Annotated in this window: 13 protein-coding genes and 1 riboswitch; of the genes, 8 read left to right on the top strand and 5 right to left on the bottom strand. The window is 64.7% G+C overall.

All coding sequences use genetic code 11. The features are described 5' to 3' along the window. Positions 1-86: 86 nt before the first annotated feature. Positions 87-242: riboswitch (FMN riboswitch) on the bottom strand. A gap of 198 nt (positions 243-440) precedes the next feature. Further along, positions 441-2,135 (top strand): ArnT family glycosyltransferase, encoded by a 1,695-nt coding sequence (locus AAHM38_RS03815; RefSeq protein ID WP_179817498.1) that lies wholly within the window; start codon positions 441-443, stop codon positions 2,133-2,135. Positions 2,136-2,220: 85 nt separating this feature from the next. Here AAHM38_RS03815 and AAHM38_RS03820 read toward each other — a convergent pair whose 3' ends face one another. The 3 genes from AAHM38_RS03820 to AAHM38_RS03830 form a co-directional block, all read right to left on the bottom strand. Then, positions 2,221-2,664, bottom strand: a complete 444-nt coding sequence (locus tag AAHM38_RS03820; RefSeq protein ID WP_116575208.1) for a putative hemolysin — start codon at positions 2,662-2,664, stop codon at positions 2,221-2,223. Positions 2,665-2,770: 106 nt separating this feature from the next. After that, complete coding sequence (locus tag AAHM38_RS03825; RefSeq protein ID WP_116575209.1) at positions 2,771-4,066, bottom strand: ATP-binding protein; 1,296 nt, start codon at positions 4,064-4,066, stop codon at positions 2,771-2,773. Then, positions 4,053-4,781: a response regulator gene (locus AAHM38_RS03830; protein ID WP_116575210.1), complete on the bottom strand. Its 729-nt coding sequence runs from the start codon at positions 4,779-4,781 to the stop codon at positions 4,053-4,055. Before AAHM38_RS03830 ends, AAHM38_RS03825 begins: the two co-directional genes overlap by 14 nt. A 252-nt stretch (positions 4,782-5,033) precedes the next feature. Here AAHM38_RS03830 and AAHM38_RS03835 point away from each other — a divergent pair, with 252 nt between their 5' ends. From AAHM38_RS03835 to AAHM38_RS03855, 5 genes are all read left to right on the top strand, one after another. Next, complete coding sequence (locus tag AAHM38_RS03835; RefSeq protein WP_116575211.1) at positions 5,034-6,422, top strand: MdtA/MuxA family multidrug efflux RND transporter periplasmic adaptor subunit; 1,389 nt, start codon at positions 5,034-5,036, stop codon at positions 6,420-6,422. A 57-nt stretch (positions 6,423-6,479) separates the two neighbouring features. Then, positions 6,480-9,614, top strand: coding sequence for an MdtB/MuxB family multidrug efflux RND transporter permease subunit (locus AAHM38_RS03840; protein WP_116575212.1), 3,135 nt, complete (start codon positions 6,480-6,482; stop codon positions 9,612-9,614). Next, on the top strand, positions 9,611-12,712 hold the full coding sequence (locus tag AAHM38_RS03845; protein ID WP_065854514.1) for a multidrug efflux RND transporter permease subunit: 3,102 nt from the start codon (positions 9,611-9,613) through the stop codon (positions 12,710-12,712). The genes AAHM38_RS03840 and AAHM38_RS03845 overlap by 4 nt, the downstream gene beginning before the upstream one ends. A gap of 2 nt (positions 12,713-12,714) precedes the next feature. Continuing rightward, complete coding sequence (locus AAHM38_RS03850) at positions 12,715-14,220, top strand: efflux transporter outer membrane subunit (protein ID WP_116575213.1); 1,506 nt, start codon at positions 12,715-12,717, stop codon at positions 14,218-14,220. Positions 14,221-14,525: 305 nt separating this feature from the next. Then, complete coding sequence (locus AAHM38_RS03855) at positions 14,526-15,089, top strand: acyloxyacyl hydrolase (RefSeq protein WP_009240582.1); 564 nt, start codon at positions 14,526-14,528, stop codon at positions 15,087-15,089. Between the two features lie 78 nt (positions 15,090-15,167). Here AAHM38_RS03855 and AAHM38_RS03860 read toward each other — a convergent pair whose 3' ends face one another. Next, the gene (locus AAHM38_RS03860; RefSeq protein ID WP_116575214.1) at positions 15,168-16,508 is read right to left on the bottom strand and encodes a sensor domain-containing diguanylate cyclase; all 1,341 of its coding nucleotides are present in this window, start codon (positions 16,506-16,508) and stop codon (positions 15,168-15,170) included. Positions 16,509-17,161: 653 nt separating this feature from the next. Here AAHM38_RS03860 and AAHM38_RS03865 point away from each other — a divergent pair. Next, positions 17,162-17,644 carry a hypothetical protein gene (locus tag AAHM38_RS03865; protein ID WP_116575215.1) on the top strand — a complete coding sequence of 161 codons (483 nt, stop codon included), beginning with the start codon at positions 17,162-17,164 and terminating at the stop codon, positions 17,642-17,644. A gap of 16 nt (positions 17,645-17,660) precedes the next feature. On the opposite strand, the gene AAHM38_RS03870 is transcribed toward AAHM38_RS03865, so the two are convergent. Continuing rightward, on the bottom strand, positions 17,661-18,158 hold the full coding sequence (locus AAHM38_RS03870; RefSeq protein ID WP_257019782.1) for a GtrA family protein: 498 nt from the start codon (positions 18,156-18,158) through the stop codon (positions 17,661-17,663). Between the two features lie 132 nt (positions 18,159-18,290). Between AAHM38_RS03870 and AAHM38_RS03875 the strand changes: the two genes are divergently transcribed. Next, positions 18,291-19,196: a flagellar brake protein gene (locus AAHM38_RS03875; protein ID WP_103519126.1), complete on the top strand. Its 906-nt coding sequence runs from the start codon at positions 18,291-18,293 to the stop codon at positions 19,194-19,196. Positions 19,197-19,244 lie beyond the last annotated feature (48 nt).

Raw genomic sequence — 19,244 nt, forward strand, 5'->3', positions numbered from 1 at the left:
GCAAGCAGACAAACACGCGCGAGCCATGCAGCGGCGCAGCCCGGCACAAAACCAGGCGCGCTCCTGTAGCACGAGCGTGTTGTTCCGCACATCTTCTTCCATCCGGACTCTGACCGTCGGCCCCGGCATCTCACCGGATCTGCTGACCCCTGCATGCAGGCGCATGCAAGGCGCTCGCGGGCTCGCGGACACACGGTCCGCATACCGCCGGTGGGGAATTTCACCCCGCCCTGAAGACGTACTGAACCGGCAGGATCGCCGGCAAGCGCAATGCTACCGCAACAAGTTGCAACGATTCGACCCTACTGACGGGTCGGGCAAAGCGCTCTCCAGGCTTCGCGATGGCTCTGCCCCTCATGCACAGCATGAATATCAACGCTGATCCAGCATCGACTAGAATCCTAGCCTTTCCGACCGTGCCAGCGAAGTTCACCCCCAGCATGGAATCCCGCCTCTCTTCTTCCCGCCGCTCGCCATGGATGGTGTTGCTCGTTGTCGCGCTCATCGGCGTGTTCCTTGCGCTGTGGACGGACGACCTGTTCCAGCGGTCCACCCTGTTCCGACCCGATGAAGGCCGCTATGCGGAGATCCCACGCGAGATGGTGGTCTCTGGCGACTGGGTAACGCCGCGCCTGAACGATCTCAAGTACTTCGAAAAGCCGCCTCTGCAATACTGGACGACCGCTGCCACGTTCGAGGCATTTGGAGTCAACGCCTGGGGCGCGCGCCTGTGGCCGGTTCTGTTCGGGCTGGGTGGCATCCTGATGACGGCATGGACGCTGGCGGTCTATCGGGGTGGGCGCACGGCGGCGACCGGCGCGGCGATTCTGGCGTCGTCGCTGCTGTATCTGCTGTTCGGGCAGGTCATCACGCTCGACATGGGCGTGGGCTTTTTCCTGACTGTGGGTGCGTGCGGTTTTGCGCTGGCGCAGCGGTCGGGCGCATCGCGTGGCGGACGGCTCGCCTGGATGCTCGTGGTGTGGTTGGCGCTCGCAGGCGCGACGCTCACCAAGGGATTGATCGGGCTGGTCGTGCCCGGCCTGATCGGTGTGGCGTATCTGCTGATGACGCGCGACTGGGCGCTGATCCGCCGCATGCATTGGCTGCCGGGCCTGGCGCTGTACCTGATCGCCACGGTGCCGTGGTTCGTGATCGTGCAGCAGCGCAATCCAGAGTTCTTCAACTTCTTCTTCATCCACGAACATTTTCAGCGCTTCCTCACCAACGAGCACCATCGCAGCGGCAAATGGTGGTACTTCATCGCGGTGGGCGCGGCCGGGTTGCTGCCATGGACACCCCTTCTGTTTGCAGCCATCGGACGGCGGATTGGTCGCGTGGCCGATCTCTTTGTCGGCACGCGGCAGTTTGACTTGATGCGCTGGTCGATTGCCTGGGCGGCGATGATCTTCCTGTTCTTTTCGGTATCCAGTTCGAAGCTGCCCGGCTACATCGTGCCGGCCTTCCCGGCACTGGCGATTGTGCTGGCCCTGGCGCTGGAGAAAATGCCCGCGCGCGCGGTTGCGTGGTCGCTGGGCGTCAATCTGCTGATCGCCATTGGGCTGTGGTTTGCCGTGCCGGTCATCGGCGCCAAGGCCGGCGCGAAGATGCCTGCCGAACAGGTTGCCGTGGCCATGCCTGCGTTGCGTCAGGTGATGGCCATGCTGGCCGTCGGCACGCTCGCTGCACTCGTGGCGCTGCGTTGGCAGAGGCGCACCGTGGCCGTGGTCGTCCTGTCGATCTCGGCCCTGTTCTGCTGGGACCGCGTGCTCAACGCGAGCGAGATCTTCCGCGATGCGTTGTCTGCGCGGGATGTCATCGAAAAGACGCTGAATGCGACGGGGCCAATTCCGCCCGAGACGCCGTTCTACTCCGTCGAGTGGCTGGACCAGACGGCCATCTATTACCTTGGTCGACCGATGACACTGGTGTCGGGCTTTGACGAACTCGAAATGGGCGCCGGGCTTGAACCGAGCAAGGTCGTTGCTACCACGGCCGAATGGATTCGGCGCTGGACCGATGGGCCGCCCGCCTACGCCTTCATGCGCCGCACGACGTGGCAGAACCTGCAAGCTGCCGGCGTGCCGATGCGGCTCGTGGCCGAATCCGCCGACAAGGTGGTGGTGGCGCGGCGGTAAAGCATCGCCACACGAATCGCTTCTCCCAACAAAACGGGCCGCAACATCTGCGGCCCTTTTCGTTACGTGCAGCGGCTGCCGTCACTTACCACGTGCAACTGCCGCGCAGGAACGCCCATTCTTCGCATTCGTCTCCGCCGGGGCTTACGCAGGTTCCCACCTCGGCGCCATTGGCACGTGTGGAAAACTCAAGCTGACCGCCCCGCTGGAGGCAATACGTGGATGCCGGGTTCGCCATACCCGGTATTGCGCGGGGGGGTTCGGTGTCGGCGGCAGCCGGTGCCGCGTAGGCCGGCGGCTGGCTTGGCGCCGGCTGCATGGCAGGCGACGGTGGCAGCGGGGTAGCCGGCGCGGGTGCGGGTGCGGGCCTCGGCGGCGGGGGTGCGGGTTGGATGATCGTGCGCGGCGGCTCCCACGGAGGCATCGGCGACGAGCAAGCCGCCAGACCCGTCGCCAACAAACACGCGGCAACGGCGGCGGTCATGCGGGCCTGGCCAGCATCCTTGACGAGACAGACAGCGCGTTTCATGCGTTTCCTCCCGGAGTTCTGGTGAGCGCACGCAACAAGCGTGCTTGCCTCGCCTAGGATAGCTTACGCAAACGCTCGCCCGTATGTCAGTCGGACGATCGGGCGATCAGGCCGCCGCGGTCGAGACCGGAAACCGCATGGTGATCCGAAAACCTGGCGCCGACGCGTCCGCCGCTGTCGGCCCGACTGCGAGATCGCCGCCCAGGTGACGCACCAACCGATCGACAATGGCCAGGCCGAGCCCGCAGTGCGCATTGCCGCCGCGCGCCGGGTCCAGACGCACGAATGGCCGCATGACGCGGTCAAAATCGGCGGCGGGGATGCCCATGCCGTGATCTTCCACCGTCAGCGTATAGCTGGCGTCGTCCACGGCGGTGCGCACGTTGACAGGCTCCGCGCCATACGCGAACGCATTGTCGAGCAGATTGACGACAATGCGCTCCAGATGCGTCGGCTTAAGGCGGAAGCCGTCCCCGGCATGCAGATCGAGCGCGACATGCTTGCCCTGCTCGGCAAAGGGCTGCACCAGGCCGCGCAGATGGCGGTCGACCGACACCTCGCGCGCCTCGCCGTCGCCGCTTTGCGCGTAGGCCAGAAACTGCTCGACGATCGCCGACATGGATTCGACGTCGCGCTCGATACCGGCGCCGGCTTTCTGGTCGGCGAGCATTTCGGCACGCAGGCGCAGGCGCGAGAGCGGCGTCTTCAGGTCGTGCGCAATGCCGGCAAGCATGGTATTGCGCTCTTCGTCGGTAGCCGACAGGTCAGCAGCCATATGGTTGAACTGCTCGGTCAACCGGCGGAGCTCGTATGGACCGCGCTCCTTGAGCGGGGGCACGTAACGGCGCCTGGCGAGCGCGCCGGCAGCATCGGCCAGTTCGCGCACGGGGCGCTGGATCTGCCACGCCGCAAACAGCGAAAACGCGATGGCGATCGCCAGCACCACCATCACGCCAGGCACGACGGCCGAGATGGTGGGCGGCGCATGCACCCACACCAGCGGCATGGCAATCCACTTGCTCCGCTGCGGAAAGCGCACAAACACGCGGGGCGTGGGGCCCGCTTCCAGTCGCAACTGCGTGTCGGAAGGCAAGCGGCGCGCAAGTTGACGCACCAGCTCCGCAGACTTGTCGGATGCCGACGACACATCGCCGGCGGGCGGGTCTGCGGTTTCGGTCACGAGGTCGGGCAGCTTGACCTTCAAATGACCGTCCATCGCTGCCTGGAAGGCCTGCAGCTGGAACGCCATCTGGTCAACCGACGCCTGGAACTGCCGCTCCCGGCGTTCGGTACGCAGCACGCCCAGCCAAGAGAAATGGCTGAGCACGAGCACCACCACGATCAAACCGGCCAAACGGCCGAACAGCGTATCGAATCTGGGGCGGACCTTATTGAACTTCATTGAACTCTTCCCGCTCGTCCGGCACGAAGGTGTAGCCGCGGCCGCGCACGGTCTGGATATAGCGGGGGCGCTGGGCGTCCTCGTCGAGCACGCGACGCAGGCGCCAGATCTGCACGTCGATGCCCCGGTCGGACACGCCGCTGCCCGGCCCGTACATCAACTCGACGATGTGCTCGCGCGTGAGCACCTGCATCGCGTGACCGATCAGCAGCTTGAGCAATGCGAACTCGGTATCGCTGATGGAGAGCGCGCTGTCGCCGCGAAACAGCGTGCGCATGCGGAAGTTGAGCTTGAACGGGCCGAAGCTGAAGCTGTCGCGGTCTTCCGGTGCGGAGGCCGGCACGGCCAGGCGTCGGCGCAGCACGGCGTTGATGCGCGCAAGCAGCTCGCGTGGCGAAAACGGCTTGCCGAGGTAGTCGTCGGCGCCGATTTCCAGGCCGATGATGCGGTCGATCTCGTCGCTGCGGGCGGTGAGCAGGATGACCGGCACGTCGTCGTTGCGGGCGCGCAGGTCACGCAGGGCCGACAGGCCATCTACCTTGGGCATCATCAGGTCGAGGACGACCAGCGCGGGGCGCTCTCGCTCGAGCCGGGCGGCCAGGCCATCGCCGTCATGCAGCACGGAAACGGCAAAGCCCTGCTGGGTCAGGTATTCGCGCAGGAGGTCGCGCAGTTCGACGTCGTCATCGACGACCAGGATCTTGGTGCCGCTCATCTGTCTGGTGGAGTGTCGTACACGCAGGAAGGTGTGCTCATGATAGCGACTGTGGCCATCACGAATCCGGCGCGCTTTCACCATATTGTTTCTCCCGGTAACACCGCAACGGGTTTGTAATCTCACGTAATAGAACCTGCTGCGTCACTAATTCTGCGCAAAGACGTTGCCTTTAAGCTGCGGTCTCACTGGAACGGCCGCCCGCTATGATGTGCGCTCGTCCCCATATTGCTAAGAACAGGAACGCCAAATATGTCCGATCCCAAGGACCAGAAGCCCGGCCAGTTTGATGACGCCGGTCGCCGTCAATACGACGGGAACGAGACGACCCACGAGGTGTCTCCGACGCTGCTGCCGCCCCCGCGCGAGGGCGGCAAGCGCCGTCGCTGGGGCATCTGGTTGGTGATCGTTCTCCTGGTGCTGATCGGCTATGCGGTCTATCACGCGAAATATCGCAATGCCGGTGGCCCGGGCAGCTCAGGCGGACCCGGCGGGCGCGGCGCGTCCATGGCCAACAAGCCCATGCCGGTGATGGTCGGCACGGCCGTCAAGGGCGACATCAACGTGGTCCTGTCGGCGCTCGGCAACGTGACCCCGGTCAACAACGTGACGGTCAAGACACGCGTGGACGGCCAGCTCGTGCGCCTGGCGTTTACCGAAGGCCAGACCGTCAAGGCCGGCGACCTGCTGGCCGAGGTCGACCCGCGCACCTATCAGGCACAGCTCGCCCAGGCGGAAGGTCAGCTTGCGCGCGATCAGGCGCTGCTGCAGAACGCGAAGCTCGACCTGCAGCGCTATCAGACGCTGCTCTCGCAGGATTCGATCTCCAAGCAGCAGGTGGATACGCAGGCCGCGCTTGTGCGCCAATACGACGGCACGGTCAAGCTGGACCAGGGCAACGTCGACAACGCGCGCGTGCAGCTCTCCTACACGCGGATCACCGCCCCGGTATCTGGCCGGGTTGGCCTGCGCCAGGTCGATCCGGGCAACATCGTGCATGCGTCGGACACCAACGGCATCGTCGTCATCACGCAGATCGACCCGATCACCGTCATCTATTCCATTCCCGAAGACAACCTGCCCAAGGTCATGCCGCGCCTGCAGTCCGGCGACAAGCTGCCGGTGGAAGCGTGGGACCGCAGCCAGACCACGCAGCTTGCGCGTGGCGTGCTCATGACGGTGGACAACACCATCGACAACACCACCGGCACGGTCAAGCTGCGCGCGCAGTTCCCGAACCAGAACGCGATGCTGTTTCCCAATCAGTTCGTGAACGTGCGCATGCGGGTGGATACGCTGCGCGACGTGGTGATCGTGCCGGGTGCCGCCATCCAGCGCGGCACGCAGGGCACCTTCGTCTACGTGGTGGGCGACGACAACAAGGTGGCGCTGCGCCTGGTCAAGCTGGGCGTGACCGAAGGTGATCGTGTGTCGGTGGCGCAAGGCCTGCAGCCTGGCGAGCGCGTGGTGATTGACGGTGCCGACAAGCTGCGCGAAGGCTCGCCGGTGGAAGTGATCCAGCCGGGTGCCGCCGCTGCAAGCGCACCCGCCGCCGGCCAAGGCCATCAAGGCGGGCGTCATCGCCGTGGCCCGGGTGGCGCTTCGGCACCCGCCGCGAGTGCCCCGGCTGCCAAACCGTAAGCCCTGAGTGGTGCATTGCGTGCACTCGCCTGACGAAGTTTTCTGTTCCGAGCTGGCATGAATCCCTCCCGAATCTTCATCCTCCGGCCCGTGGCGACAACGCTGTTGATGGTCGCCATCCTGCTCTCGGGCCTGGTGGCTTATCGGATGCTGCCGCTCTCAGCGCTGCCCGAAGTCGATTACCCGACCATCCAGGTCACGACGCTGTATCCGGGCGCCAGCCCCGACGTGATGACGTCGTCCATCACCGCACCACTGGAGCGGCAGTTCGGGCAGATGCCCGGCCTGAAACAGATGACGTCGTCCAGCTCGGGCGGCGCCTCGGTGATCACGCTGCAGTTCGATCTGTCGCTCTCGCTCGACATTGCCGAGCAGGAAGTGCAGGCGGCCATCAACGCAGCGGGCAATCTGCTGCCGACGGACCTGCCAATGCCGCCGATCTACAGCAAGGTGAATCCGGCGGACGCGCCGATCCTCGCGCTGGCGATCACCTCCAATACGATGCCGTTGCCCAAGCTGGAAGACCTGGTCGACACGCGCATCGCGCAAAAGCTGTCGCAGTTGCCGGGCATCGGCCTCGTCAGCATCAGCGGCGGGCAGCGGCCGGCGGTGCGCATCCAGGCGAACACGTCGGCGCTGGCGGCGCTCGGGTTGTCGATCGATGACATCCGTAGCGCCATCGGCACCGCCAACGTGAACGGGGCCAAGGGCAGCTTCGACGGCCCGATGCGCGCTTCCACCATCGACGCCAACGACCAGCTCAAGTCGGCCGCCGAGTACGGCAAGATGATCGTCGCCTACAAGAACGGCGCGCCCATCCGCCTGACCGACGTGGCGCAGATCGTTGACGGCGCCGAAAACAGCAAGCTGGCCGCGTGGTCCAACACGACGCCCGCCATCATCCTCAACGTGCAGCGCCAGCCGGGCGCCAACGTGATCGAAGTGGTCAACCGCGCCAAGGCGCTGCTGCCACAGTTGAAGGAGACGCTGCCCGGCAACGTTGAGGTCTCGCTGCTGACCGACCGCACCACGACGATCCGTGCCTCGGTATCGGACGTGCAGTTCGAGCTGATGCTCGCCGTCGCGCTGGTCGTGATGGTGATCTTCCTATTCCTGCGCAACGTGCCGGCCACGGTCATTCCGGCGGTGGCGGTGCCGTTGTCGCTGGTCGGTACGTTTGGCGTGATGTACCTGGCAGGGTTTTCGATCAACAACCTCACGCTGATGGCGCTGACCATCGCCACGGGTTTCGTGGTGGACGATGCAATCGTCATGATCGAAAACATCGCGCGCTACATCGAAGACGGTGACCCGCCGATGGAAGCCGCGCTCAAGGGGTCCAAGCAGATCGGCTTCACGATCATCTCGCTCACCTTCTCGCTCATCGCGGTGCTGATTCCGCTGCTGTTCATGGGCGATGTGGTTGGGCGGCTGTTCCGCGAGTTCGCCATCACGCTGGCGGTGTCGATCCTGATCTCGGCCGTGGTCTCGCTGACGCTCACGCCGATGATGTGCGCACGCCTGCTCAAGCACATTCCCGAAGCCGAGCAATCGCGCTTCTATCACGCTGCGGGCGCGTTTTTCGACAACGTCATCGCGCGGTACGGCCGCATGCTGCAATGGGTGCTTGACCGGCAGAAGACGACGCTGCTGGTGGCCATCGGCACGCTGGTGCTGACGGGGCTGCTGTATGTGGTGGTGCCCAAAGGCTTCTTCCCGGTGCAGGACACGGGCGTGATCCAGGGCATTTCGGATGCGTCGCAGTCGATCTCGTTCTCGGCCATGGCCGAGCGGCAGCAGAAGCTGGCCGAGGTGGTGCTGAAAGACCCTGCGGTGGAGAGCCTGTCGTCGTTCATCGGCGTGGATGGCGTGAACACGACGCTTAACAGCGGGCGCATGCTGATCAACCTCAAGCCGAAGGATGAACGCGACGCCGACGCCACCGAGATCATCCAGCGCCTGCAACCCGAACTGGCCAAGGTGGCCGGTATCTCGCTGTACATGCAGCCGGTGCAGGACCTGACGATTGAAGACCGCGTCAGCCGCACGCAGTACCAGTTCACCGTCGAAGACCCGGACCCGAACAACCTTTCGAAGTGGGTGCCGAAACTCGTTGAACGCCTGCAGCAGACCCACGAGCTGCGTGATGTGGCGAGCGACCTGCAGGACAACGGCTTGCGCGCTTACGTGCAGGTCGATCGCGACAAGGCAGCGGTGTACGGCATCACGATGGCGGCGGTCGACAGCGCGCTGTACAGCGCCTATGGCCAACGCCTGGTGTCGACCATCTTCACCCAATCGAACCAATACCGCGTGGTGCTGGAAACCGACCCGAAGATGCAACTGGGGCCGCAATCGCTGTATGACCTGCACGTGGCATCGAGCGGCGGCCAGCAGATTCCGTTGGGCGCGTTTGCCACGGTGGTGGAACAGCCGGGCTCGCTCGTCGTGAACCATCAGGGCCAATTCCCGGCGGCAACCATCTCGTTCAACCTGGCCCCGCATGCGTCGCTAGGTGCGGCCGTCGACACCATCAATGCGGTCGAAGAGGAAATCGGCCTGCCGGCCAGCATGCAGACCAGTTTCCAAGGGGCAGCGTTGGCGTTCCGCGCGTCGCTGTCGAACCAGTTGTGGCTCATTCTTGCGGCCGTCATCACCATGTACATCGTGCTGGGTGTGCTGTACGAAAGCACGATTCACCCGGTGACGATCCTGTCGACGCTGCCGTCGGCTGGCGTGGGCGCCCTGCTGTCGCTGCTCGTGTCTGGCAAGGACATGGGCATCATTGCGATCATCGGGATCATCCTGCTGATCGGCATCGTCAAGAAGAACGCGATCATGATGATCGACTTCGCGCTGGAGGCCGAGCGCGAGCAGGGCATGACCCCGCGCGACGCCATCTACCAGGCGTGTCTGCTGCGCTTCCGCCCGATTCTGATGACGACCATGGCCGCCCTGCTGGGTGCCCTGCCCCTGATGCTCGGCACCGGCGTGGGCTCCGAGCTGCGCCAGCCGCTGGGTATCACAATGGTGGGCGGCCTGCTGGTCAGCCAGGTGCTGACGCTGTTCACCACCCCGGTCATCTATCTGGCCTTCGACAGCCTGGGCGGGCGCCTGCGTGACTGGCGCGCGCGCCGTGCCGCGCGGCGCCACGGTGCCGCGGGCGCCAACCAATCCGGCGGGCAACGATGAACCTGTCCGCCACCTTTATCGCGCGGCCGGTCGCCACGGCGCTGCTGACCATTGGCGTGGCGTTGGCCGGCATCGCGGCGTTCCGCCTGCTGCCGGTGTCCCCGCTGCCGCAGGTCGATTTTCCGACCATCTCGGTCAACGCATCGCTGCCGGGCGCCAGCCCCGAGACCATGGCGGCCACGGTAGCGACGCCGCTGGAGCGCTCGCTCGGCCGCATCGCCGGCATTACCGAGATGACCTCGTCTAGCTCGCTCGGTTCGTCGCGGATCACGCTGCAATTCGATCTGTCGCGCGACATCGATGGCGCGGCGCGCGATGTACAGGCGGCCATCAATGCCTCACGCAGCCTGCTGCCTTCGGGTCTGCCGAGCAACCCGACGTATCGCAAGGTCAACCCGGCCGATGCGCCGATCATGATCGTGGGGCTGACGTCCGACACCAAGTCACGCGGCGAGCTGTACGACGCGGCCTCGACCATCCTTGCGCAGAAGCTGTCGCAGATCAACGGCGTGGGCCAGGTCACCATTGGCGGTGCGTCGCTGCCGGCGGTGCGGGTGGAACTGAACCCGATGGCTCTGAACAAGTACGGCATCTCGATGGAGACCGTGCGCACGGTCATCACCAGCACGAACGCAAATAAGCCCAAGGGCATGATGGAATCCGGCGATCGCGTCTGGACCATTTATGCCAACGACCAGGCCAAGAAGGCCGTCGAATACCAGTCGCTCATCATCGCCTGGCGCAACGGCTCGCCGGTGCGGCTGGCCGACGTAGCAGAAGTGACTGACAGCGTGCAGGACATCCGCAACTACGGCTCGGCCAACGGCAAGCCTTCGGTGCTGCTGATCATCAGCCGGCAGCCGGGCGCCAACATCATCGACACAGTCGACCGCATCAACGACATCCTGCCGTACCTGCGCAACACCATTCCCGCGCAGATCAACCTCGATGTGATGATGGACCGCACGCCCACCATCCGCGCCTCGCTCAAGGACGTGGAGCGCACGCTGGTGCTTTCGATCGCGCTGGTGATCATGGTGGTGTTCCTGTTCCTGCGCAACGTGCGGGCGACGCTCATTCCCAGCGTGGCGGTGCCGGTCTCGCTCATCGGCACGTTCGGGGTGATGTACCTGTGCGGCTACAGCCTCGACAACCTGTCGCTCATGGCGCTGACCGTGGCGACAGGCTTTGTCGTGGACGATGCCATCGTCGTGCTGGAAAACGTCTCGCGCCACATCGAAAACGGCATGCGGCCCATGCAGGCTGCGCTCAAGGGCGCGCGCGAGGTCGGTTTCACCGTGGTGTCGATGAGCATTTCGCTGATTGCCGTGTTCATCCCGCTGCTGATGATGGGCGGCATCGTGGGCCGGCTGTTCCGCGAGTTTGCGGTGACGCTGTCGGTGGCGATCCTGGTGTCGCTGGTGGTTTCGCTGACCACCACGCCCATGATGTGCGCGCGCTTGCTCAAGCCTGCCGCCGAGGAAGAATACGGCTGGTTCCATCGCAAGACCGAAAGCTTCTTCACCTTCCTGCTCGACCTCTACCGCAACTCGCTGGCGTGGGCGCTGCGCCACAGTTGGTTGACGCTGCTGATCCTGCTGGCCACGGTGTGCCTGAACGTCTACCTGTACATCATCGTGCCCAAAGGGTTCTTCCCGCAGCAGGACACCGGCCGGGTGATCGGTTTCATCCAGGCAGACCAGTCCATCTCGTTCCAGGCAATGCGTACCAAGTTGACCGAATTCATCACCATCGTGCGGCAAGACCCCGCGGTGGAGAACGTGGTGGGGTTTACAGGCGGCAGTCAGCGCAATACCGGGCAGATGTTCATTCAGCTCAAGCCGCTGGCCGAGCGCAAGCTGTCTGCCGACCAGATCATCAACCGGCTGCGCGGCAAGCTGGCGGGTGAACCCGGCGCGAGCCTGTTCCTGCAATCGGTGCAGGACATCCGCGTCGGCGGTCGAGCCAGCAACGCGCAGTACCAATACACACTGCAGGCCGACGACCTGAACGAGTTGCGCGCGTGGGATCCGAAGATCAAGCAGGCGCTCACGCAGGTGAAGTCGCTGACGGACGTCAACACGGATACGCAGGACAAGGGCCTGCAGACATCGCTCGTCATCGACCGCGACAAGGCCAAATCGCTCGGCATCAACCCGAGCGATATCGACAACGCCTTGAACAACGCGTTCGGGCAGCGCCAGGTATCGACCATCTACAACCCGCTCAACCAATACCGCGTTGTGATGGAAGCGGCGCCGCAGTACTGGCAGAACCCCGACGGTCTGCGGGACATTTACATCATCACCTCGACGGGCGCGCAGGTACCGCTGTCGACCTTCTCGCACTACGAGCCCACCAACACGGCGCTGGCGGTCAACCACCAGGGGCAGTTTGCCGCAAGCACGATCTCGTTCAACCTCGCGCCGGGGGCATCGCTGTCCGGTGCCACGCAGGACATCCAGGACGCAATGAACCGCATCGGCGTGCCATCCTCCGTGCATGGCAGTTTCCAGGGCACCGCCAAGGCGTTCCAGGATTCGCTTTCCAGCCAGCCGGTGCTGATCCTGTTCGCGCTCATCACCATCTACATCGTGCTGGGCGTGTTGTACGAGAGCTACGTCCACCCGATCACGATTCTGTCGACGCTGCCCTCGGCCGGTGTGGGGGCGCTGCTGGCACTGATCATTACCGACACGGATTTCTCGATCATCGCGCTGATCGGCGTGATTCTGCTCATCGGCATCGTCAAGAAGAACGCCATCATGATGATCGACTTCGCGCTGGAGGCTGAGCGCAGCCAGGGCATGAGCCCGGCAGATGCGATCTTCCACGCCTGCGTGCTGCGCTTCCGGCCGATCCTGATGACGACGATGGCGGCGCTGCTGGGCGCCCTGCCCCTGGCGCTTGGCCACGGCGACGGCGCGGAGCTGCGTACGCCGCTGGGCATCTCCATTGTCGGCGGGCTGCTGGTCAGCCAGATCCTCACGCTATACACCACGCCGGTGGTCTACCTGGCACTCGACCGGCTGCGCCTGCGCCGCGCCGGCCGCAGCAAAGACGCGCCGCTGCCCGCATTGGATTCGCAAGGAAGCTGAACATGACAAGAGGCACCCAAGCCCTCCGTACCTCGATGCTCGCGCTGGCCGCGTGCGCACTCGTCTCGGCCTGCGCGGTCGGGCCTGACTACAAGCGGCCCGACGCCGAAGTGCCGCAGCAATACAAGGAAGCCGGCGACTGGAAAATCGCCGACCCGAGCGACGCCATCGCCCGCGGCAAGTGGTGGGAAATCTTCAATGACCCGCAGCTGAACGCATTGGAAGAACAGGTGGCCGCCGCCAACCAGAACATCCTGGTGGCCGAGGCACAGTACCGCCAGGCCCAGGCGCTGGTGCAATCGGCGCAGGCTTCGTTCTTCCCGACACTGGGTGCCAGCGCGTCGGCCACGCGCAGCCGGTCCGTACGTACCTCGATCAACCCGGATGGCAGCCTGTCAACCGGCAACCCGAGCCTGCTGAACTCGCAAAATCTGTCGCTCAACGCAAGCTGGGAGCTGGACCTGTGGGGCCGCATCCGCCGGACGGTCGAGTCGAACCAGGCCAGCGCGCAAGCCAGCGCAGGCGATCTATCGTCCGCCTTGCTGTCGGCCCAGGCGACCCTTGCGCAGAATTATTTTCAATTGCGTGTCACAGATACCCAAAAGGCCGTCCTGCAGCGCACGGTTGCCGATTACGAGCGGTTTCTGAAGCTCACGCAAAACCAGTACGCCGTGGGCGTGGCGCAGCGCTCGGATGTGCTGACCGCGCAGACGCAGCTCAAGCAATCGCAGGCGCTGCTGCTGGATACCGAAGTCGCCCGAGCGCAGCTTGAGCACGCCATTGCCGTGCTGATCGGCAAACCGCCGGCGGAGTTCTCGCTGGCCCCGGCCACAGCTGCGAGCGCCGCCGACCTGCCGGCCCTGCCTGCCATTCCGCTGGAAGTGCCATCAGCAGTGCTGGAGCGCCGTCCCGACATCGCCGCCGCCGAGCGACGCATGGCCGCTGCCAACGCGCAGATCGGCGTGGCCAAGGCCGCGTACTTCCCGACGCTTTCGCTGGGTGCCTCAGCCGGCCTGGCGGCCAACACGCTTTCGCGCCTGGCTACACTGCCCAGCCGCGTCTGGTCGATCGGCCCGACCCTGGCGGCCACGCTGTTTGATGGCGGTGCGCGTGCGGCCGCCCTCGACAAGGCCGGCGCTGCTTACGATGCATCGGTCGCAACGTACCGCCAGACCGTGCTCGGTGCATTCCAGGATGTCGAAGACAACCTCGCCGCGCTGCGCTGGCAAACGCAGGAATTTGGCGTACAGGCCGATGCCGTCAAGGCCGCGCAGGAAGCCGCGCAGCTCAACCTGAACCGCTATCGCGCGGGCACGGTGAGCTTCCTGGAAGTCATCACTGCACAAGCCACGGCCTACAGTGCCGAGCGCACGCTGCTCACGCTGCAGGGCAAGCAGTATTCGGCAGCGGTGCTGCTGGTGAAGGCGCTGGGCGGTGGCTGGCACGGCGAAGTGCCGGTGGTCGGCAAGGCCGCGCTGCAGCCGGCATCCACGCCAGCCGCGCAATAACCCTTCTGTTGTTGTGTTGCCGGCGGCCGACGACGTTTCGCCACCGGCAATGTCCCCTTGTGCGTAAGGCCGCACGCAGGCGGATAGTTCCCCCTATAATCGACGGAATTTATTTCAGACCGCCCCGATCATCTGGGCCGGCTGATGCAGCACCAGGCGCGCAAATTGCGTCGCCCGATGCCTTGCAAGCCCGCTCGGTGCCATCCAGACCGTCCGTTTGCCTGCCACCACGTCCGCCGCGCGCGTGGTTGCCGACGCAGTTGCCCCGATTCACGCGCGCCGCTCAACTGATTCTGCACTCTCTGATGATCCGATCCGCGCTTCCCCGTTCCGCCAAGCTGCTGGCCGCCGCCCTGGGTGCCGCCACGCTGTTTGCTGCCCTGCCCGCTCAGGCCGACCCGTCCGTGCGCGCCATCTACGGCAAAGACAACAAGCACGGCATCGAGAAATACGGCGTCGACCTGGATTTCGACTCGGGCTTCCACTGGGGCAACCCGCAAGGCTGGTTCGTGAACCTGGATTGGGAAGTCGCGCTGGGCCAGTGGCGCTCGACCAAGGGCACCAACCGCCAAAACATCACCGAATTCGGCGTGACGCCGCTGTTCCGCCTTGAAAAGCGCGGCGGCTCGTGGGTACCGTTCATCGAGGCTGGTGTAGGCCCGCGCTTGCTGTCGCACGTCAGCACGTCCAACGAGCACTATTTCAGCACGGCCTTCCAGTTCTCCGACATGATCGGCGTGGGCGTGGCCTTTGGCAGCAAGCAGCAATTCCAGATGGGCTACCGCTTCGAACACCTGTCGAACGCGTCGATCAAGCGTCCGAACCCCGGCACGGATCTGAACGAGCTGTACCTGCGTTACACGTTCTGAATTTCGAGCGTTTGCAACGCTTGAAGGAAAACGGCCTGCCTTGCGGCGGGCCGTTTTGTTTGGGTGCGCGGTAGCGGATCAACGCGCGTCGGCTTCGCCGTCGAGATCGCGATTGCGCGAGCGCATGCCCATCAGCCGCTCGTAGTTGAGCGAAGCATGGAACCCGAGGCCATTGCCGCCCGCACGTTTGACTTCATACATCGCGGCGTCGGCATTGCGGATGAGCGTCTGCGCGTCGTGCCCGTCGGTCGGGTACAACGCCACGCCAGCACTCACGCCCAACGACAGCACGTGGCCTTCCACACGGAAGGGCGTCTGCAATTGTTCGATCAGACGCTCCACAGTTTGCGTCACATCGTCGCGCGTGGCGCAATGCGTGAGGACGGCGACAAATTCATCGCCGCCCAGGCGCGCCACCGTGTCGGAAGCGCGCAGCCCGCTGCGCAACCGCATCGCCGTGGCCTTCAGGACGAGATCTCCCACCGCGTGGCCATACTCATCGTTGACGGGCTTGAAGCGATCGAGATCAATGAACACCACGGCAACCTGCCCGCGCGCGCGACGCGCCGCCTGAATGGCGACGAACAGGCGATCGCGAAGCAAACGTGCGTTGGGCAAGTCCGTCAGCGGATCATGCAACGCAAGGTGGTGCGCCTGGTCCAGCGCCGTGCGCCGCTTTGTCACGTCGAGCAGCGTGCCGCTCACACGCGTGGCCATGCCGCGGGCATCGCGCTCGGTCACGCGCCCGCGCGCAGCCACCCAGATCCATTGGCCATGGCGCGCGCGCATGCGCTGCTCGATTTCAAAGCTGTCGGCATCACCGCGCATATGGCGATAGATGCGCCGCGCGCTCAATGCGGCGTCCTGCGGATGCACCATGGCGAACCACGCATCCGGATCGTTGGACAGATCGGTCGGCTCGTAGCCGAGCATGTCGGCCGTCCGGCGGTTGAACGACACATGCCGTGCACGCGTGGACCAGTCGAACGTACCCAGCCCGGCGCCGTCCAGCACATAGGCCAGCCGTTGCTCCGAGGCGCGCAGCGATTCCAGCGCCAGGCGCCGCGCGGTCACGTCCTGCATCTGCACGACGAGGTGCTGGTTGCCGTGATCGTGCGCCACCGCCACGTCGGTCTGCACCCACACGGTGGTGCCGTCTTGACGGACCAGGCGCGTTTCCATCGACAGCGCATCGCGCTGGCCGGTGAGCAGCGACTCGATGCCGTGTCGCGTGCGCTCAGTGTGATCGGGGTGGCACAGGTCGAACAGATCGCGCTTGCGCAGCGCCTGTGCTTCGTGACCGGTCAGCGCGCACAGCGCTCGGTTCACGTCGAGGAAGCGACCCTCCGGCGCGCACAGGCCGATTCCTATCGGCGAATGTTCGATCGCAGCCTTGTACAAGTGGTCGTCCTCAAGCATGGCGATGCTGTTTCGCGAATGCGGCAGTCCCGGGGGTGGTTGATGTGGTGGCCATCGCGCCGCCGGGAGCCCTATGACGCAATGGTTGCGTCGGGCGCGCGCGGTGGGCGTTGGCGTGATCCCCGTAACCGGTCTCGTGGTCTGCGTGGACCAGTTGGCAGCTGGCACTGACAGACCTTGGTGCGTTGCAAGCGCACGAATCGAGGCGGACTATAGAAGCCGCGAGTTAACGGAGCAATCCCTTCCCGCGAGGGGACATGGACCCCGAGCGCGCTTTGGGTCCCCTCGTGCGCGAGATGACGCGAAGGAAACGCGCCCCGCGTCATTCCCGTCTGCGTTTGTCGACGTCGATTGTCGACTCTTGCCCAGCGTCGCTGGACACTTCACAACTGTACACCGTCCCCCCGCCGCGAAGCAGCTAGCCGTTCGGTTAGGTCGAGTAGACACTGCCAACACGCAATCGGTTGCCACACCGGTGGGCAGCGATCTCCACATTGTGAATGTCTTAAGGTGAAAACAAGGCCCCCAGCCTCATCCGGAAGGACGAAACGCGCAAAGGGCCGGCTCCGTTACTATTCTTCAATATCGCTTCAGGGGGGCGAATTCAAACACGGCGAGCCGCGGCAACAGCGCACGCGGTTGTGGGAGGTCGTATGGAATTGAGCTTTGTCGCCCCCGGCACGCAGACGCATCGGTATGCGCTCAAGCTAGCGGGCCTGCCCGAAGGCACCGGGCCCGGAACGACGCCAGTCGATCCAGCCTGGGTGGACGATGCCCTCACCGCCGCGGTGCGCGTATTCGACGCGCACCGCGTGCACTTTGCCGACGCCTATTTCGCCTATCGCGCACGTGAAACCGCGCAGCATCCCAAGCGCACCGCCGGCAAGACCTCAACTGCCCGCGTTGCCGGCGATCTTCACGACGATACGCCGCTGCTCGCGGATACGTTTGCGATTGCGCAGCTGGCGGCACTTGTCTCGCTGGAGGCGTCCGGCGTGGCCGATGTGATCGACATTCACCTGGTGGTGGAGCGCCTGCGGGACGATGCCCCTGTCCCGCCCGCTGACGGCATTGGTGACGTGACCTTCGTTTCGGAAACCGGCGTCGGCGTGCAGAGCGCGGCAAGCCGGCACTAACGCGCACGGCAGCGCCTCAGGGCCCGTTGTGCGTGGGCCGTGCCGGCACGATGGTCGGTTGAGGCTCCGTTGGCGCGGCGACGGCATCGGCGTCACGAAACGTCCAGTACCGGTGCACCAGGAAGTTGAAGATGGCAGTGATGGACGAGGCAAACACCTGCGCAATCAGGTAATACAAACCGATCCCCAGGCCGACGGCCATGATGGTCGCGTTGCACCCCAACGCTAGAAAGGCCACCAGGCCAAAGCGCACCATCGCGCCGATGTGCCCACGTGTGCTGTTGAAGACGGCCTGCCGGCTGATGAAGTAGTTGAGCGTGGCACCGATCACGCTGCCCGCCACCGACGCCCGCCACGGCGAGACCCCCACCTGCACGAGCCCGAACAGCACCACATAGTGCGCCAGCGTTGCACCGCCGCCGATGACGACATAGCGAGCAAACTGCTCCACCGCCGCCCAGAAATGCCGCCGAGACGCCATGCGCGTGCCCCCCATCCACGTTGGAACCGACATTGTGCTCGATCATAGCTCCCGGGCTGCAACTCGCGTGCCACCGACCCTGCACAATAAAGTGCGCTTAAAGTTGTGCAACATTTGGCCGTATAGAAACGTGGGGCCCCGCGCGGGCGTGGGCTCCCTATTGCCATGCTCGAACTTCAACCTCTCGACATTCCGCTTGCGATTCCCCTGCCGTGGCCGATGCTTGACGCCGACGGGCAGTTGCTCGTCCCGAAGGGCGATGTCATCCACTCGCCGGAGGAAATCGACCTGCTGTGTACGCTGCACCGCCCGCATCGTCAGCCGGACGGCACGCCCACGCCTGCTCCGGCGTTTGCCAATACGCAGTTCCCCAACACGATGTTCCCCGACATGGGGGACGACCCTGACGGTGAACGCACGATCGCCATGGAGCTGCTGGGCCTGCGCCCCGGCGGCATGCTGACCGTGCGCCTGACCGCAGGCGCCGGGCAAACCAAGGGCACCGCGCGGGTAATAGGCTACAGCCCGCAGCGCCATCTGCTCATCACCATGCCCATCGACGGCGGCCGCGCAGTCATGCCGGTCAAGGATGAATTGGTGGACGTTCACGCATTCTCGGGCGAGGGCATCGCCACTTTCGAATGCACGGTCATGGCAGTAAGCCGCATCCCGTTCGAATACGTGGTGTTGTCGCCGCCGCGGCGGATCAAGAACCGCGCGTTGCGCAAATCGCTGCGCGTGCGCGCCAACGTGGTCGGCAAGATGCTGGTGAGCGGCGACCCGCCACGCATGATCCATATCTCCGACATCAGCACCACGGGCGCGTCGTTCCGCTCGGCGCATCGGCTGGAAGTGAGCGGCGCGCCTGCGCGTCTGCGCTTCCGGGTCAAAACGCGCGACTATCACTCCGAGCTGGTGGCGGCCGCCCTGGTGCGCAGTGAAAAACCGGCCGACCTGCCCAACGTGTATCAATATGGCGTGGAATTCGTCGAGTTGGTCGCCGCCCAAAAGATGCTGCTGCAGTGCTTTATCTATGAACAGTTGCTTTGGGGTGGGCAGCGCATGGTGTAACGTGGAAACAGCACTGATATTCGCATCTTTTTGATCAGAATTAATTAG

Source organism: Ralstonia sp. OTU4908, assembly GCF_038440115.1.
Lineage (GTDB): Bacteria > Pseudomonadota > Gammaproteobacteria > Burkholderiales > Burkholderiaceae > Ralstonia > Ralstonia pickettii.

Bases quoted from the DNA above. Each gene is read 5' to 3' on its own strand.
- AAHM38_RS03820 (WP_116575208.1), bottom strand. From the start codon at position 2,664: ATGAAACGCGCTGTCTGTCTCGTCAAGGATGCTGGCCAGGCCCGCATG.
- AAHM38_RS03870 (WP_257019782.1), bottom strand. From the start codon at position 18,158: ATGTCGGTTCCAACGTGGATGGGGGGCACGCGCATGGCGTCTCGGCGG.
- AAHM38_RS03865 (WP_116575215.1), top strand. From the start codon at position 17,162: ATGGAATTGAGCTTTGTCGCCCCCGGCACGCAGACGCATCGGTATGCG.
- AAHM38_RS03875 (WP_103519126.1), top strand. From the start codon at position 18,291: ATGCTCGAACTTCAACCTCTCGACATTCCGCTTGCGATTCCCCTGCCG.
- AAHM38_RS03845 (WP_065854514.1), top strand. From the start codon at position 9,611: ATGAACCTGTCCGCCACCTTTATCGCGCGGCCGGTCGCCACGGCGCTG.
- AAHM38_RS03860 (WP_116575214.1), bottom strand. From the start codon at position 16,508: ATGCTTGAGGACGACCACTTGTACAAGGCTGCGATCGAACATTCGCCG.
- AAHM38_RS03855 (WP_009240582.1), top strand. From the start codon at position 14,526: ATGATCCGATCCGCGCTTCCCCGTTCCGCCAAGCTGCTGGCCGCCGCC.
- AAHM38_RS03825 (WP_116575209.1), bottom strand. From the start codon at position 4,066: ATGAAGTTCAATAAGGTCCGCCCCAGATTCGATACGCTGTTCGGCCGT.
- AAHM38_RS03835 (WP_116575211.1), top strand. From the start codon at position 5,034: ATGTCCGATCCCAAGGACCAGAAGCCCGGCCAGTTTGATGACGCCGGT.
- AAHM38_RS03840 (WP_116575212.1), top strand. From the start codon at position 6,480: ATGAATCCCTCCCGAATCTTCATCCTCCGGCCCGTGGCGACAACGCTG.
- AAHM38_RS03830 (WP_116575210.1), bottom strand. From the start codon at position 4,781: ATGAGCGGCACCAAGATCCTGGTCGTCGATGACGACGTCGAACTGCGC.
- AAHM38_RS03815 (WP_179817498.1), top strand. From the start codon at position 441: ATGGAATCCCGCCTCTCTTCTTCCCGCCGCTCGCCATGGATGGTGTTG.
- AAHM38_RS03850 (WP_116575213.1), top strand. From the start codon at position 12,715: ATGACAAGAGGCACCCAAGCCCTCCGTACCTCGATGCTCGCGCTGGCC.